We start from the raw sequence: 15,449 nt of genomic DNA on the forward strand, positions 1-15,449 counted from the left end.
CTTTGCTCACCGTTTTTGATCAGCGCCAAACGAGGAGCACCGAGTATTGGAGTTTGCACCCGTTACCCACAAGATGAACCACAGTGCGACCAGAATCCCGAAGGGGAGCCAACTGCCCCGGCGAGCCGGAACCTACTGCGGGGGAGGGGCGAGTTCGACGCGGTTGCGGCCACCTTGTTTCGCTCGATACAGCGCGGTGTCGGTGGCGACCAGCAGGTCGTCGACACTGGTGATGTTGGCCGCCGGGTACAGCGCCCCGCCGATGGACACCGTCAGATCCGTGAGCACGGTGTCGCGATCGGGCAACGGGACCGAGACCACCGCCACCTGGTGCCGGATGCGCTCGGCGACCTGGCGCAGCGTCTCCTCGCCGTGGATGTCGGGAATGACGATCGCGAACTCCTCGCCGCCCCACCGTCCGCAGACGTCCTGCTCGCGTATCTCGGCGCGCAGCGCGTCACCGACCGCGCGCAGGACGAGGTCGCCGTTGGGATGTCCGTAGGTGTCGTTGATCGCTTTGAAATTGTCGAGGTCGAGGAACAGTACGCCGAGTTCGCGGCCGGCGCGTGCCCGGCCGAGGTGCTCTTCGGCCAGCTGACGCCAGCGGCGTTTGGTGACGAGGCCGGTGGTGGCGTCGGTGTGCGCGTCGCGCCGGTACTGCGTCAGCAGCAGCCCGCGGTGCAGCGCGACCAGTGCGACGACCACCCCCACCAGGACCAGTGGGTTGGCCTGCGCGAGGACGACGGCCGTCACGAGGCCGAGGCCGAGCGCGCCCGCCTCGAGGATCTGGTCGCCGAAGCCGGAGAACAGTTCGCCGATCGACTTGGGCGGCGACGAGAGCGCGATCGCGAGCATCACCAGCACGGTGTTGATCGCCCAGCGCAGAGCCGCGGCCACGATGATGACGGCGAGATCACCCAGCCCGGCGAGCAGTCCGGAGTCGGGCGAACCGGGGTAGTGGCGCATGCCGAGGCTGAGGACGACGACGGCGGCCTGCGTGCCGCAGAGCACCGTCGCGGCGGAAAAGATCCACCGATGGGGGAGAACCGGCCGTTGGTGTGGCCAGATCCGCAGCCATGCGATGGTGTAGGTCACCACGACCATCGCGGCGGCGAGCACCGGAGGCAGCGCGATGACGGCGGCGACGCTCCAGACCGCCTTGGTGTCGACGTAGGCGACCGACGGGGCTCTGTCGTACTCCCGTTGGCGTTCGATCTGCCGGGTTCCCTCGATCGCGATGGCCGCGCACAGCGTCAAGACGCCGAACCGGACCAGGTCGGAACCGGTCACCGGGACCAGCCGCGCCGTGGCGGCGGTCGAGAGGACTGCGATGAGATTCACGACCAGGACGTAGGAACGCACAGGTCGCGGCAGGCTCCACAGATGCCAGGCCCTGAGTCGCCGCCGCACGCCGCCGAGTCGTCCGTTCACGCACCCTCTTCCGTCGGTGATCTACACCGTAATCGAACCGGGACGGCGGCGACCGCGTTGTCTCCGACGACAAGGCACGCGGCCGCGAATTCGCCCGGACGGCTCAACCAAAACGAGGGAGGTGCACCGATGCAGGACAACAACTGGTGAGTGTTTTGCCGGATAGATCGCTATTTCGAAGGAGGTGAACGTCATGCGGGACAACAACTGGACCTGAGGTGATCCGGCCCACGAGAAAGCGCGGCTTCGTGAAGGGAGGTGAACGTGGTGCGTGACAACAACTGGACGACCCGTCGGGACAACAACTGGACGTGATGTGTCAGGAACCGTGCTCGCCGGCGGATGTCGTCCCGCCGACCGGGCCCCTGGGGTCTTCGGATTCCTCCGGGCCGCGGCGGGACGACACCGCCCGTGACCAGCCCACCCCGGCGACGCAGGCGACCACCACGCCCGCGCCCGCCGCGACGGTGACCACGGTGGTCGGCGCGACGACCTGGGCCAGTAGCCCGGCCGCGGCGATCCCCGCCGCCTGCGCCGTGCGCAACGCCGCTATCGCGACCCCGATCACCTGGCCGCGATGGGCGGCCGGCGCGGCGAGGCTGTACTGGGTCTGGGTGATCATGTCGTGCGCGGAGAACACCCCCGAAATCGTCCACAGCACGACGATGGGGATCAGGCCGGGCGCCCAGCCGGCCGGGAGCAGCACCAGACTGCTCGCCACCGTCAGCGCACCCAGCACCTTGACCTGTCGTTCCCGCGGGATCCGGCTCAGCAGGATCCCGCCGAGCACCGAGCCGACCGGGTTCGCGGCCAGCAACCACGGCAGCGCGTCCGCGTCACCCAGTTCGGCGGCGACGGGGACGGCGAGACCTTCGGGCACGACGTAGAAACCGCAGCAGCAAGCGATGAGCAGCAGCCAGCGCAGCTCGCGGTCACGCGCCACCAGACGGCAGCCCGCGATCAGGGACGGTCGCTCGTGACGGCTGGGCGCCGACGGCGGGAATCGCTCGAGCCCGAAGCGGAGCATGAGCGCGGACAGCGCGAACGTGCCCGCGTCGATCAGCAGCGCGCCGGGGACGCCGAGGCCGGTGACGACGGCGGCACCCGCACCGAAGCCCACCACGAGCCCCGCTTGGTAGGTGGAAGAGAGGACGGCCTGGCCGACGACCAACCGGTCCGGATCGAGCAGCTCCGGCAGCATCGCCTGGCGGGCCGCGTGGAACGGCCCGGCCATGAGCTGCACGAGGAACAACAGCGCGGCCGCGGCGGGCAGCGGGAGACCGGGCACCGCCATCAGCGCGATCAGGACCGCGCGGCCGACGTCGGTCACCACCAGCACGGTGCGACGGGAGAACCGGTCCGCGATGCCGCCCAGCGCCCCACCGAGGAGATCCGGCACGAACGTCAGCGCGTACGTCGCCGAAGCCCAGCCCGCCGACGACGTCCGGTCGAACACCAGCACCGTGAGTGCGACCCTGGCCAACTGGTCACCGGCGACCGAGAGCAGATGCGCGAGCCAGATCCGCCGGAATCCGGCGACCGCGAAGACGCTGCGGAACGACGCCGCCCGGGCTGGCATGCGCTTCAGGCTGTCGTGCGGCGGCCACTTCGCGCAACCCTCGGAGAAATCCGTCCGCCGTGTCGGACCACCGAGGGCGCGTTCGACGTGCGAGCAAGAGAAGGAACGAAGAATCCGTGGCCCGTTGGCGAACACCCTGGCCGCCTACGCCATCTACTCGACCGCGCAGACCGGGATGCGCCTCGCCGCCAAGCTGATCGAGGCGGGCGATCACCTCGGCGCCGCCGAGGGGTTCGGCCCTTGCCGCTCGGCCCTTGCCGCTCAACGGAAAGCGCGTCGGTAGGTGCCCGGGCTGACGCCGGTCGTGCGCTTGAACCGGTCACGGAACGAGGTGGGCGAACCGAAACCGACTTCGGCGCCGATCCGTTCCACGGCGTACTGGGTGGTCTCCAGCAGATGCTGTGCCTGCCGGACACGCGTCCGGTGCAGCCACTGCAACGGTGTCGTCCCGGTCTGTTCACGGAAGTGCCGGATGAGCGTGCGCGTGCTCGTCCCGGCGCGCGCGGCGATATCGGCCAAGGTCAGCTCGCGTGCGAGGTTTTCCTGCATCCAGAGCAAAGTGGGTTCCAGTGCCGCGCCACGGGGGGCGGGAGGATGCCGCAACGCGATGAACTGCGCCTGTCCGCCCTCGCGTTCCAGCGCCATCACCGAAAGGCGGGCGGCGTCGGCCGCGATCGCGGAGCCGTGGTCCCGGCGGATCAAATGCAGGCACAGGTCCAGGCCCGCGGCGGCGCCCGCGGAGGTCAAGATCCGTCCGTTGTCGACGTAGAGCACGTCCGGATCGACGTCGACCTCCGGGTACGCGGCAGCCAACGCCTCGGCGGCGACCCAGTGGGTGGTGGCGCGAAGTCCGTCGAGCAGGCCGGTGGCGGCGAGGACGAAGGTCCCGGAGCAGATCGACGCGATCCGCGTGCCCCTCGCGGCGGCCGAGGTGAGCGCGTCGTGGACGGCTTTCGGCACCGGCCCGGTGGGGTCGGCGGTACCGGGGACGATGATCGTGTCGGCTTCGCTCAATGCTTCCAGGCCCCAAGGCGCGTTCAGGGTGAAGTGCCCGGCGTCGACGTCCGGCCGCTCGGCGCAGACGAGAACCCGATAGCCCGCGCTCCCGTCGGCGAGCCGCGTCCTGGTGAAGACCTCGATCGGCGTCGAGAGGTCGAACGGGATCACCTTGTCGAGCGCGAGGACGGCGACGATGTGCATGACCGCAACCTACCCACCCGGTGGCGGGATCCCGGTGAAAGGCGTCCTTCACGCCACTGGGACCGGGCCCCACCCCGTTCTAGCGTCGAACCATGATGATCATCGCGCCGATTCTCGTCGGCCTCGTCTACGTCGTGCTGATGTCGCTGATCCACGAGCCGCACCGCCGCCGCTTCAACGCGATCATGGTCGCGGGCGCCGGCGCCGCCTATCTGAGCGGCGGCGGCCTCGGGATCTGGGAGTTCGCCTTCACCGCCGCCGTGACCTACGTGGCGTACCGCGGCCTCGAGTCCTGGACGTTCATCGGCGTCGCCTGGCTGCTGCACACCGGCTGGGACGTCGTGCACCATCTCAAGGGCGCTCCGATCATCCCGTTCGCCGAGCATTCTTCGTTCGGCTGCGCGATCTGCGACCCGGTGATCGCGATCTGGTGTTTCGCCGGCGGGCGATCGGTGACGGATTTCCTCCGCGCCCGGGTCGGTTTTCGCCGTCCGCGTCCGTCGGTCAGGTGAAACGACCGAACGAAAGGGGTCTCGATGACGGTGAGCGTCGCGGGAAAGGTGTACGTCGACCCGGCGGAACGGGACCGGTACGTCGCCGGGCACCAGGTGATCGTCGAGAAGGCGCGGACCCATCCCGGGTGCCTCGACGTGGTGATCTCGGCCGACCCGCTCGAACCGGGCCGGGTGGACGTCTTCGAACACTGGGAGTCGGAGGAGGCGCTGAACGCCTGGCGCGCGATCGCGCCGAGGCCGGCGTACTCCGCCGAGATCCTGGACGGGGAGGTCTTCAAACACCGGGTTTCCCCCTCGGGGCCGCCGTTCGGCTGAGTCAGGAGGGGCCGACGATCGGGCTCCACTGTCGCAGCGCGTCGATCGTCACTCCAGGCGTCGTGTAGTACGGGTCGGACGCCAGGATCTCGTCGATCTCGGCGCCGTCGGCGCTGTCGGCGCGGAACACGAGCAACGCCCCGGAATCGTCGTGCCACGGCCCGGCCATGACGAGCCGCCCGGCGGCGTGGAGTTCCGTCAGCCGTTCACGATGGGCCGGCCGGGCGGCCAGCCGGCGGGGATCGTCGTCGAACGTCAGGTGCAGTACGAACATGTCGTGACGGTAGGACGGTCCGCACCGTCTGCGCTGTATCGGACGATACTGCCGTTCATGAGCGATCTGGGCGCACTCCCGGTGGTCCCGCTGTTCGCGGGGCTCGACGCGGAACGTCTGCGGCGGATCGCGGATCGATCGAGCGTCGAGGTCGTCGAAGCCGATCGAGTCGTGGCCGTGCGCGGTGAGCCGGCGACCCGGCTCATCGTGGTCGAAAGCGGCACGGTGACCGCCGCCCGCGAAACGGCCGACGGACGGCGGCTGAGGCTCGGGGAGTTCCCGGCGCCGTGCGCGGTGGACAAGGTCGCCGTGCTGGACGCCGGCGCGCATACCGCCACGTGGTCGGCGGCGACCCGGGCACGGCTGCGGTTCGTGCCCGCTCGTGAGTTCCTGGCCATCGTCGACGATGTTCCGCGAGTCCGCCGTCATGTCCTCGCCCGGCTGGCCCGTGACGTTCGCGAGCTGCAGGACGAACTGGTGCGGGCCAGCTTCGCCGACGTCGCCACCCGTGTGGCGGCGTGGCTGACGCGTGCGGCGGGCCGGTCGGGGACCACGGTCGTGCTGCCGGGCGCGCAGCACGGGCTGGCCGAGGCGATCGGGGCCACCCGGGTCTCGGTCAACCGTGCCCTGCGTGCCCTGGCCGCCGAAGGCCTGATCAGCGTCGGACCGGGTTTCGTGAAAGTTCTCGCGCCCGAACTTCTCGCCCGCCGGGCCCTTTGATGCGAACATATGTTCTATGCCGCCGCCGGAAGGTCCCATCCTGCACGCCGACCTCGACTCGTTCTACGCGTCGGTCGAGCAGCGGGACGACGCGCGCCTGCGCGGACGTCCGGTCATCGTCGGCGGCGGCGTCGTCCTGGCGGCGAGTTACGAGGCCAAGGCGTACGGCGTCCGCACGGCGATGGGCGGCGGACAGGCGCGGCGGCTGTGCCCGGACGCGATCGTCGTGCCACCTCGGATGCGCGCGTATTCGGAGGCGAGCAAGGCGGTCTTCGAGGTCTTCCACAACACGACGCCGCTGGTGGAAGGCATCTCGATCGACGAGGCCTTCCTCGACGTCGGCGGGCTGCTGAAGATCGCGGGCACGCCGAGCCGGATCGCCGCGAAGCTGCGTCAGGACGTCCTGGAGCAGGTCGGCCTGCCGATCACCGTCGGCGTGGCGAGGACGAAGTTCCTCGCGAAGGTGGCCAGCGGTGTCGCGAAACCGGACGGCCTCCTCGTCGTGCCGCACGACGAGGAACTGGAGTTCCTGCACCCGCTCCCGGTCGAGCGGCTGTGGGGGGTGGGCAAGGTGACGGCGCAGAAGCTGCGTGAGCGTGGCGTGACGACGGTCGGGCAGATGGAGGGGTTCGGGGAGAAGGAACTCGTCCGGATGCTCGGCCGCGGCGTCGGCGCCCATCTGCACGCCCTGTCCCACAACGACGACCCCCGGCGGGTGCAGACCGGCCGCCGTCGCCGCTCGATCGGGGCGCAGCGCGCGCTCGGCAGCAGGCCGCGTTCGCCCGCGGAACTCGACGCGACCCTGCTGACGCTGGCCGATCGCCTCTCCCGCCGTCTGCGGTCGGCACGCCGGGTGTGCCGCACCGTCGTGCTGCGGATGCGGTTCGGCGATTTCACCAGGGCGACGCGTTCCCACACCTTGCTGGAGGCGACCGAACAGACCGGCGCGATCGTCGCGGCGGCCCGTGGCCTGCTCGCCGCGGCGAGGCCGCTGATCGACCAACGCGGGCTCACGCTGATCGGGCTCGCGCTCACGAACCTGTCGAAGGACGACGCGATCCAGCTGGCCTTGCCGTTCGGGGCGAAGCCGAAGGACGCGCTCGACGCGACGCTCGACACCGTCCGGGACCGGTTCGGCTCGGCGTCCATCACACGCGCGGTGCATCTCGGGCAGGTCGAGGAGCCGTGGGTACCGCTCCTGCCGGACTGAGGCCCGTCGCTAGGGTGTCCCGGTGGCGGAAGTCGAGATCTACACCGATGGCGCGTGCAGCGGGAATCCCGGCCCCGGCGGCTGGGGCGCGGTGCTGCGGTACGGCACGGTCGAGAAGGAGATCTACGGCGGCGATCCCGGGCCGACCACGAACAACCGGATGGAACTGACCGCGCCCATCGAGGCGCTGGAAAGCCTGAAGCGCCGGGTCGCGGTCGACATCTACACCGACAGCACCTACGTCCGGAACGGCATCACCAGCTGGGTGCGGAACTGGAAGAACAACGGCTGGATGACCTCGGCCAAGACACCGGTCAAGAACGCCGATCTGTGGCGCCGTCTCGACGAAGCCGCCTCGAAGCACGACGTCGAATGGCACTGGGTCAAGGGCCACGCCGGGCATCCGGAGAACGAGCGAGCGGACCGGCTCGCCGTCAAAGGCGTGGAAGAGGTCGTGGGGCGACCCGTGATCCAGCCCGGGGAGCGTCGCCAACGGTGAGGCGGAAGCGGGATCCCGACGCTCAAGCGGGCGCTTGGGCCTGAGAGCCGGCTAGCAGCTGACGTCGACCTTCGCGCCCTTGGCGAAGGAGACGTGGACGTGGTCCAGATGGTTGGCGGTCGCGCCGCCGCGGTCCTCCATGGTGTCCCAGCCGCTGCCGTCGTTGTAGCGCTGGCGCCAGATGACGTAGGTGACACCGAAGTCCTTCTGGTTGGCCAGGAGGTAGTCGGCGATGGCGTTGCCGGTGGCGGTGTCCACCATGAAGTCCAGCGCGAGGCCGGAGGGGTGGTCGCTGGCGTTCGCCCGGCCGGCGACGCCGCCGACGTCCTTGACGCCGAATTTCGCCTTGACGTGGTTGCCCACCTGGGCCACGTGCGGCTTGGTGCCGCCGAGGTCGGTCGAACACGCCGTCGCGGCGGGCACGATCTTCTTGACCGGCGCGGGTGCCTTGGTCGACGTCGTCGGCTTCGGGGGAGCCGAGGAGGTCGGCGGAGGCGGGGTGGTCGTGCTGGAGGAGGGCGGGGTGCTGCTGGTCGACGGCGAGGGAGTCACGCTGGAGACCGGGGGAGCCTGCAAGGCGAGCGCGGCACTGGCCGCTTCGACCTCAGGGGAACCCGCAGTGGTCAGCCACATCGACGCCGGGAGCGCCGTGGCGACCGCCGCCGCGATACCCGCGGGGAGCTTCCACTGCGGAACCTTGTTCTTGCGATGTCTGCCGGCCATTTCGCTGATCACTCACCACTTCGGGGACGGGAACTCGCGTCGGGGGCCGCGAGCTCCGGCAACATTACGAAAAGGACACGGCAATGTCACGTCCGAGTGTGCTCGCCCACAGTTACCTTGATCGGTGAACCAACAAGGGCTCACAGCCGTACCGCCCTGAAAGTGCTTTTCTGTGACCACCGTGAGTGACGAAGTCAGTCCGCCTTACAAAACGGGAAGTACCCCTTCCCGTCCACGGAGGTCACGTTCACTCCCGGGGTGATCGGCGCCCGGGTGGTCGCCGTCGAGGCCGCGATCGTGGTGCAGACCAGCTGGCTGATGGCCTGATCGGACAGTTTTCGCATCCCGACCGGCACCACGATGGTGGTCGGGTCGCCCGGGTGCACGTCGACCCGGTCCAACTCCGTCGGGACGAACGTGGTGAGCCCCTGCGCGGCTTCCCGCTCCGTCGGTCCCTTCAACAGCAACGTGAGCGCGCCTTCGGGGGAGATGAACCCTTCGGTGGGCCGTGTCACCGGGACGACCCGGCCGTCGGAAACGAAGTACAGCGTCAGACCGCCGGCGACGTTGGATCCCGCGGTGGCGCGAATCGACGGACCCGGCCCGGCCAGGACGACGCCGGTCGGCTGGACGCCGCAGGCCGTCACCAGCGCCGCGGCCGCGAGAACGGGCAGCACCCGGATCGTCCTCATCGCGTCCTTCCTTCGAACCGGTGCGGCAGGCGCAGGACGAACCGGGCGCCGCGCCCGGTGTTGGCGGCGGTCAGGTCACCGCCGTGCAGGCGGGCGTTCTCCAGCGCGATCGCCAGTCCCAGCCCGCTGCCCTCGGAGCGCGCACGGGCGGTGTCGGCCTTGGTGAACCGGTCGAACACATGCGGCAGGAGCTCGGGATCGATTCCCGGCCCGTGGTCGTCGACCTCCAGGGTGACGGCGTCGTCACCGGCGCGCAGGCGGACTTCGACCGGTACCGCGCCGTGCCGGAACGCGTTGCCGACGAGGTTGGCCACGATCAGGTCGAGCCGCCGCCGGTCGACGCGGGCGAGAACGCCTTCCGGCAGGTCGGTGTCGAGATCCTCGCCGTCGCGCCAGCCGCGGGCGTCGAGGCTGTCCCGGATCGCCGTCGCGAGATCCCATTCGTCGAGTACGAGTTCGGCCCGGCCCGCGTCGAACCGGGAAATCTCCACCAGGTCCTGGACGAGCCGGGTCAGCCTGCGGGTCTCGCCCGAGACCAGCCGCGCCGCGACGGCGGTGTCCGGCGGCAGCGTTTCCGCGTCCTCGTCCAGTACGTCGGTGACCGCGTTCATCGCCGCGAGCGGCGTGCGGAGTTCGTGCGAGACGTCGGCCACGAACCGGCGGGCGTCGGCCTCCATGGCTTTCAGCTCGCCGACCGTGCGTTCCAGTTCGGCGGCGGTGTGGTTGAAGGTGGTGACCAGTTCGGCCAGTTCGTCGGACCCCTTGGCGGGCAGCCGGACATCGAGTCTGCCTTCGCCGAGCTGGGCGGCGGCGGTGTTGAGCGCCCGGACCGGCCGCAGCACCTGTCTCGCCGCGAGCAGGGCGAGCGCGGCGGCCAGCGGCAGCGCGAGCGCGGCCATCTGCCAGGCGGATCTCGCGAGTTCTTCGATGGCCTGTTGCTGCTGGACGAGTGAGGTCAGCGAGTACACCTCGACGCCGCTGGGCCTGAGCACCCCGTCCGGCGCTCGCACCAGCACCGGCAGGCCGACCAGGAGTTTGGGGAGGGGGTCGCGGTCCACCCGCTGGAACTGGATCCGGGTGTCGTTCGCGATGCTCTGCCGCAGCTCGGGGGAGAAGGTGGCCAGATCAGGGCCGTTGACCGACCGCAGATGCCGGTAGACCGCGACCGCGTTGAGCCGCAGGCTTCCCGCGAAGTCGTTGAGCTGCTCCTGGGTCGGCGGCGTGGACAGCGGGCGGCTGTAGGCGCTGACCCGGTCCCTCAGCTGGTCCATCGCCGCGTCCTGGACGGATTTGAGGATCGCGTTCCTGGCCGAGACGTAACTGGCCCCCGCCGCAGCCGCCGCCCCGATGATCGTCATCGCCGCGAAGGCCAGGATGAGCCGCGGCCGCAGCCCGGAGAGCAGCCTCATGAACGGCCGAATCGGTACCCGAAGCCACGGACGGTCTGGACGTGTTCGGGTTTCGCGGGCACGTCTTCGATCTTCGCGCGCAGCCGCTGGACGCAGGCGTCGACCAGCCGCGAGTCACCGAGATAGTCGTGATCCCAGACGGCGGAGAGGATCTGCTGACGGCTGTAGACCTGTCCGGGCGTGCGCGAGAGCTGCAGCAGCAGTTTCAGCTCGGTCGGGGTCAGCGAGACCGGCTCACCGTCCTTCATGACCACCAGCCCGGCCCGGTCGATGACCAGACGGCCGTGCCGTTCCCCACCGGGTTCGTCCTCGTTCGCGTGTTTCTCGCTCACCGCCCGCCGCAGCACCGCCCGGATCCGGGCGTCGAGCACACGGGGTTCGATCGGCTTGGTCACGTAGTCGTCGGCGCCCGCCTCCAGACCGGCCACGATGTCGAAGTCGTCGCTGCGGGCGGTGAGCATGATGATCGGCACCTCGCCCGCCGAGCGGATGCGGCGGCAGGTCTCGAACCCGTCGATTCCGGGCAGCATCAGGTCCAGCACGACGATGTCGGGCTGGAACACCCGCAGCTTCTCCAGCCCGAGCTCACCGCTCCCGGCGGTGTGGACGGTATGCGCCTGCCGGCGCAGCGCGAGTTCCAGTCCCTCCCGCACGGACGCGTCGTCTTCGATCACAAGGACACTTGCCACGCCGCCATTATTCGGATGTCGTCGCGCGTGTGCGACTCGGCTCGATCTTGTAGCAGAACCATGACATTGTCCGGACCTCCCGGCTAAACGGCGTCGGGACAGTGAGACGTATGGCCCTACTCACCCACGAAGCGAAGCCGACCTCCGCCCACCGCCCGCTGCCGGGACGGCACGCCGAGAGCGGGCGCACCCTGTCCAGGGCCGTGTTCCAGCTCACCACCGGACTGGGCCTGGCCGCGGCGTTCGTCGTGACCTACGTGCTCTTCGTGCACACGTCGGCCGGGCAGCTCGCGGAGAACGGCGTCGTCCGCAGCGCACAGTCCGGTCGATGGTCCACAATGGACTGGGCCGGACCGCTGCGCGACCAGGACATGGTGCTCGTCGTCGGTGCCGCCGGGATCGTGCTCGTCGTACTGGCGCTGCTCCGGCGCAAACCCGGCCTCCTGATCCCCGCGCTGAGCGTGCTCGTGGTCCCGCTCGTCGCCGCGCAGGTGCTCAAGCTCTACGTCCTCGTCCGTCCCGAACTGCCCGACGGCGGCCGCGGGCCGGGGCACAACAGCTTCCCGAGCGGACACGTCAGCGCCGCCACGGCCATCCTGATGGCCCTCGCCTTCGTGCTGCCCCCACGGTTCCGCCCGGTGATCGTCGGGATCGGCGGGGTCGCCGTCGCCTGGGTCGCGTCGTCGACCATCGCCCTGGGCTGGCACCGGCTCAGTGACACGGCGGGTGCCTGCCTGCTGGGCGCGTCGTTCGCCTGCCTCCTCGCCGCTTGTATGACCGCCCGGCGCCGGGACCTGCGCCGTACCCCCGCCGCGCTGGTGGCGCTGGCCACGGTGCTGCCCACCGGGATCGTCCTGATCGGCTTCGCGGTGCTCGACACGGCGACCGACGGCGCCGCCCAGTTCGTCGCCGCGCTGGTGCTGGCCGCCCTCGCCGCGGTGGGTGTCGTGCTGGTCGCGCTGTGGCCGTTGCACGGATCCGCGTTCGAACGGCGGACCGGCGTGCAGACCCGCGTGGTCGACGACCTGCTCGAGACTCGCCTCGTGACCCGCCGCTGACGCGGCTCCCCGGGGCGCTCCCGAATGTCACGTATGGGGCCGGAGTCGGTCCCATACGTGGCATCGGCGCGGGACTCGCGTGCCGGAAAGGCGAACACGCGTGCTCCGTCAGTCCCCGCGCGAGTCTCCGGCCCGGCTCAAGGGTGACGTCGGCGCCCGCGGCGCGGGAGGGAGCACGGAGGGCGCCAGGACCACGCGGTTCCGCCCGTTCCGTTTCGCCTGGTACATCGCCGAGTCGGCCGCGCGGAAGAGCTCGCCGTAGTCCGTCGAGTGCTCGGGCGAGAGCCCGACACCGATCGACACGGTGCAGCCGAGGATCGGTCCCACCGCGCGGGGTTCGTTGGTGGCGTGCCCGCTGGCGAGTTCGGTCAGGCCGGTGATGGCGGTCTTCGCGACGGCTTCCCGGATCCGCTCGGCGATCCGCATCGCCTCCTCGCGGGTGGTGTCCGGCAGCAGGACCGCGAACTCCTCGCCGCCCCAGCGCCCGACGAGGTCGGTGGCACGGGTGCTCTGCCGCAACACGGCGCTGACGCAGCCGAGCACGATGTCGCCGCCGGAATGCCCGTACTTGTCGTTCCACTGCTTGAAGTGGTCGAGGTCCAGCATCAGGAACGCGGTCGGCCGCCGTTCCGTCTGGTCTTCGAGCAGCCGCAGGGCGGCCGGGGCGTGGAAGGAGTCCTCGGTCAGCAGGCCGGTCTTCCGGTCACGCTGGCTGCGCGCGATCGTGTCCGCCAGCGCCTGCGAGAGCCGGGTCGAGCGCAGTGCGACCCCGATCATCACCAGCGGCACCAGTGCGATGTTGACCGCACCGAGGATCGTGGTGCACGCGGCGAGTTGCAGCGCGTAGACGAAGTCCGCGTTGTCGGCCCAGCTGCCGATCAGCTTCTGCCGCCGCCAGCCGCCCCACGCCAGGCCGCGCGCGATGCTGATCAGGAGGGTTTGCGACGCGAAGTACCAGAGCGCGGCGCACACCAGCGAGACGGCGGCCATCGCGATGTCCTCGGTCCGCTGGGGGAGCGTGCCCGACTCGAGCCAGGCGTGCGGGGACGTCAGTTCGGTGATCGTGCGCACGCCGAGGATGGACACGGCGTGCGCGGCGGTGGTGAAGAGGAACGTCGTCATCGCCTTGTGCGCGATGGAGTAGCGCTGCACGCGCACCATCAGCAGCAACAAAAGCGACAGCGTGGGCGGCAGCAGGACGGCCGCGCTGCCCAGCCAGACGGCGGTCTGGTCGATGTGCTCGCCGCGCCGGTCGTCGGCGCGGCGCTGTTCCTCGGGATGCTGCGTCTGGACGAGATACCAGATCGTGCAGCCCGCGATCACGCCGAAACGGACGAGGTCCGTGGTGGTGACGGAGTCCTTGAACCCGCTGTACAGGGCCCAGACGGCGACCGCGACCTCGGTGCCAAGCATCCAGAAGACCGCCGCGGGCGGCAGACGCCACAGTTCCCACCCGGCCGGATGCCGCAAGGTGTTCGAGGCGCGACCGCGCAGCCGCCAGACGCGGGCGGCGGCGAGGCCGACGGTGTCGGCGCACCCCCGCAGCGAACCGCGTGGGCGCTCCGGGACCGGGTCACGGTCGTACTCGGCGAACTCGCTGACGAGGGTCACCTCCATCCGTCACACACCGCACCCGCTCGATCTTGCTGGGTCACCACGACGGGGTGACAGGGGGACCGCGTTGACGATCGCGTGAGACAGGCCGATACCCGCGTTCGCCGGACGCGTCACCGCCGCAAGCTGGCATGGTGACTCGTATGCCTGACGCCGCATACGACGACGCCGCGGTCCCCGTGCTGTTCGGCCCGGAATTCGACAGGGACCCCTCGCCCGCCTACGAATGGCTCCGGGCGAACGCCCCGGCGTTCCGGCTGCCGCTTCCCGGCGACACCTGGACCTGGCTGCTGACCCGGCACGCGGACGTCGTTTCCGCGATGGCCGATCCCCGGTTGTCCAAATGCCCGTCCGTCGCGGCGGACCACTGGCGCCAGGCGAATCTGGGCCTGCCCGCCGACCATCGGCCGTCGCTCGTCCGGCATATGAACAACTTCGAGGGCGAGGAGCACGCCCGGCTGCGCAAGGCCTGCGCCGGCGCGTTCGGCCCGCGGCGGCTCCAGCACCTGCGTGACCGCACGCATCAGCTCGCGAACGAACTGCTGGACCCGATCCTGGAGCGGGGCGAGGGCGACCTCGTCGAGGATTTCGCGTACCCGTTGGGGATCCGGTCGATCTGCGAACTGATCGGCATCCCGGACACCCTGCTGGACGAGGTCCGCCCGCCGGCGCTGGTGGTCGCCGCCGGGGACGTCACCGACATGGCGTCGATGCTCAAGGCGACCGACGAGCTGGACGCGTTGCTCGCCGACGTCGTCGCCCGCAAACGCGCCGAACCCGGGGCGGACCTGATCAGCGACCTGCTCACCCAGGAAGCCGCCGGGAAGCTGACCGAGGAAGAGGTCGCCGCGACGGCGTTCCTCTCCTTGATCGCCGGGCACGAGACGACGATCAGCCTCATCGCGTCCACCGCGCTGACCCTCATCACCCATCCGGAGGAGGCGACCCGCGCCCGCGCGGACGGCTCGTATCTGACGCTCGTCATCGAGGAGGTCCTGCGCCGCGACACCCCGCTGCAGAACACCAGCTGGCGTTTCGTCACCGAGCCGATGGACCTCGCCGGACAGCGGATGGAAGCGGGCGACCCGATCCTGTTGTCGTTGCTGGCGGCCAACCGCGATCCGGAGGTCCACCCCGAACCGCTCGCCTTCCGCCCTGGCGAGCGGCCGGTGCGGCACGTGGCCTTCGGCGTCGGCCCGCACATCTGCATCGGCGCCGCGCTCGCACGCATGCAGGCGTCCGCGGCGTTGGAGACGTTGTTCGGCCGCGCGCCCTCGATGACGCTGACCGTGCCGGAAGACCGGCTCGTGTGGTGGCCGAGCGCCATCACCCGCGGCCTGCACCACCTGCCGGTGGAGCTCTGAACCGGGTAAGGGTTTTCGCCGGCTTCGAGAGGGGGAGACCTTCGTGGCGGTGTTCTGGAGCCGCTACGGCTTGGGTGTCCACAAAGGACCGGTAAGTCGTGAGGGGTACTGACTCCTGTGCCCGCTAGGCCGCCGCCGTGGTTCTCTCGTGGGGCCT

The 15,449-nt window shown here is 70.2% G+C and carries 17 protein-coding genes; 8 read left to right on the plus strand and 9 right to left on the minus strand.

The genetic code is table 11. From position 1 onward, the window contains the following. Window positions 1-132: 132 nt before the first annotated feature. On the minus strand, window positions 133-1,362 hold the full coding sequence (locus P3102_RS14400; RefSeq protein ID WP_276371171.1) for a GGDEF domain-containing protein: 1,230 nt from the start codon (window positions 1,360-1,362) through the stop codon (window positions 133-135). Window positions 1,363-1,750: 388 nt separating this feature from the next. Beyond that, window positions 1,751-3,010: an MFS transporter gene (locus tag P3102_RS14405; protein WP_276369668.1), complete on the minus strand. Its 1,260-nt coding sequence runs from the start codon at window positions 3,008-3,010 to the stop codon at window positions 1,751-1,753. A gap of 124 nt (window positions 3,011-3,134) precedes the next feature. On the opposite strand from P3102_RS14405, the gene P3102_RS14410 reads away from it, so the two are divergent. Next, a complete protein-coding gene (locus P3102_RS14410; protein ID WP_276369670.1) occupies window positions 3,135-3,293 on the plus strand; it encodes a hypothetical protein in 159 nt (52 codons plus the stop codon). Here the strand turns inward: P3102_RS14410 and P3102_RS14415 are convergent. Continuing rightward, on the minus strand, window positions 3,272-4,210 hold the full coding sequence (locus P3102_RS14415) for a helix-turn-helix domain-containing protein (protein WP_276369671.1): 939 nt from the start codon (window positions 4,208-4,210) through the stop codon (window positions 3,272-3,274). The genes P3102_RS14410 and P3102_RS14415 overlap by 22 nt on opposite strands. A gap of 92 nt (window positions 4,211-4,302) precedes the next feature. Here P3102_RS14415 and P3102_RS14420 point away from each other — a divergent pair, with 92 nt between their 5' ends. Continuing rightward, entirely contained in the window at window positions 4,303-4,722 is a 420-nt protein-coding gene (locus P3102_RS14420; protein ID WP_276369672.1) for a DUF6010 family protein, read from the plus strand. A gap of 24 nt (window positions 4,723-4,746) precedes the next feature. Beyond that, window positions 4,747-5,040, plus strand: coding sequence for an antibiotic biosynthesis monooxygenase family protein (locus P3102_RS14425; RefSeq protein WP_276369673.1), 294 nt, complete (start codon window positions 4,747-4,749; stop codon window positions 5,038-5,040). A 1-nt stretch (window position 5,041) separates the two neighbouring features. Here the strand turns inward: P3102_RS14425 and P3102_RS14430 are convergent, their stop codons facing one another. Next, window positions 5,042-5,314, minus strand: a complete 273-nt coding sequence (locus P3102_RS14430; RefSeq protein WP_276369675.1) for a YciI family protein — start codon at window positions 5,312-5,314, stop codon at window positions 5,042-5,044. Window positions 5,315-5,371: 57 nt separating this feature from the next. Here P3102_RS14430 and P3102_RS14435 point away from each other — a divergent pair, with 57 nt between their 5' ends. The 3 genes from P3102_RS14435 to rnhA are packed head-to-tail and all read left to right on the plus strand — an operon-like array spanning window position 5,372 to window position 7,743. Continuing rightward, window positions 5,372-6,034, plus strand: a complete 663-nt coding sequence (locus P3102_RS14435) for a Crp/Fnr family transcriptional regulator (RefSeq protein ID WP_276369676.1) — start codon at window positions 5,372-5,374, stop codon at window positions 6,032-6,034. A gap of 16 nt (window positions 6,035-6,050) precedes the next feature. Beyond that, window positions 6,051-7,244: a DNA polymerase IV gene (dinB, locus tag P3102_RS14440; protein WP_276369677.1), complete on the plus strand. Its 1,194-nt coding sequence runs from the start codon at window positions 6,051-6,053 to the stop codon at window positions 7,242-7,244. 22 nt (window positions 7,245-7,266) lie between these two features. Further along, a complete protein-coding gene (gene rnhA / locus P3102_RS14445) occupies window positions 7,267-7,743 on the plus strand; it encodes a ribonuclease HI (RefSeq protein ID WP_276369679.1) in 477 nt (158 codons plus the stop codon). A gap of 51 nt (window positions 7,744-7,794) precedes the next feature. Here the strand turns inward: rnhA and P3102_RS14450 are convergent, their stop codons facing one another. From P3102_RS14450 to P3102_RS14465, 4 genes are all read right to left on the minus strand, one after another. Beyond that, window positions 7,795-8,466, minus strand: coding sequence for a hypothetical protein (locus P3102_RS14450; RefSeq protein WP_276369680.1), 672 nt, complete (start codon window positions 8,464-8,466; stop codon window positions 7,795-7,797). A 194-nt stretch (window positions 8,467-8,660) separates the two neighbouring features. After that, on the minus strand, window positions 8,661-9,158 hold the full coding sequence (locus P3102_RS14455; protein WP_276369682.1) for a hypothetical protein: 498 nt from the start codon (window positions 9,156-9,158) through the stop codon (window positions 8,661-8,663). Beyond that, window positions 9,155-10,567, minus strand: a complete 1,413-nt coding sequence (locus P3102_RS14460) for a HAMP domain-containing sensor histidine kinase (RefSeq protein ID WP_276369683.1) — start codon at window positions 10,565-10,567, stop codon at window positions 9,155-9,157. Before P3102_RS14460 ends, P3102_RS14455 begins: the two co-directional genes overlap by 4 nt. Beyond that, the gene (locus P3102_RS14465; RefSeq protein ID WP_276369685.1) at window positions 10,564-11,256 is read right to left on the minus strand and encodes a response regulator transcription factor; all 693 of its coding nucleotides are present in this window, start codon (window positions 11,254-11,256) and stop codon (window positions 10,564-10,566) included. The genes P3102_RS14460 and P3102_RS14465 overlap by 4 nt, the downstream gene beginning before the upstream one ends. Window positions 11,257-11,366: 110 nt before the next feature. Between P3102_RS14465 and P3102_RS14470 the strand changes: the two genes are divergently transcribed. After that, window positions 11,367-12,314: a phosphatase PAP2 family protein gene (locus tag P3102_RS14470; RefSeq protein WP_276369686.1), complete on the plus strand. Its 948-nt coding sequence runs from the start codon at window positions 11,367-11,369 to the stop codon at window positions 12,312-12,314. A 108-nt stretch (window positions 12,315-12,422) separates the two neighbouring features. On the opposite strand, the gene P3102_RS14475 is transcribed toward P3102_RS14470, so the two are convergent. Beyond that, on the minus strand, window positions 12,423-13,931 hold the full coding sequence (locus P3102_RS14475) for a GGDEF domain-containing protein (RefSeq protein ID WP_276369688.1): 1,509 nt from the start codon (window positions 13,929-13,931) through the stop codon (window positions 12,423-12,425). A 140-nt stretch (window positions 13,932-14,071) separates the two neighbouring features. Between P3102_RS14475 and P3102_RS14480 the strand changes: the two genes are divergently transcribed. Further along, window positions 14,072-15,292, plus strand: coding sequence for a cytochrome P450 (locus P3102_RS14480; protein WP_276369690.1), 1,221 nt, complete (start codon window positions 14,072-14,074; stop codon window positions 15,290-15,292). Window positions 15,293-15,449 lie beyond the last annotated feature (157 nt).

The sequence above is a fragment of the Amycolatopsis sp. QT-25 genome (genome assembly GCF_029369745.1).
In the GTDB taxonomy this organism is placed as follows: domain Bacteria; phylum Actinomycetota; class Actinomycetes; order Mycobacteriales; family Pseudonocardiaceae; genus Amycolatopsis.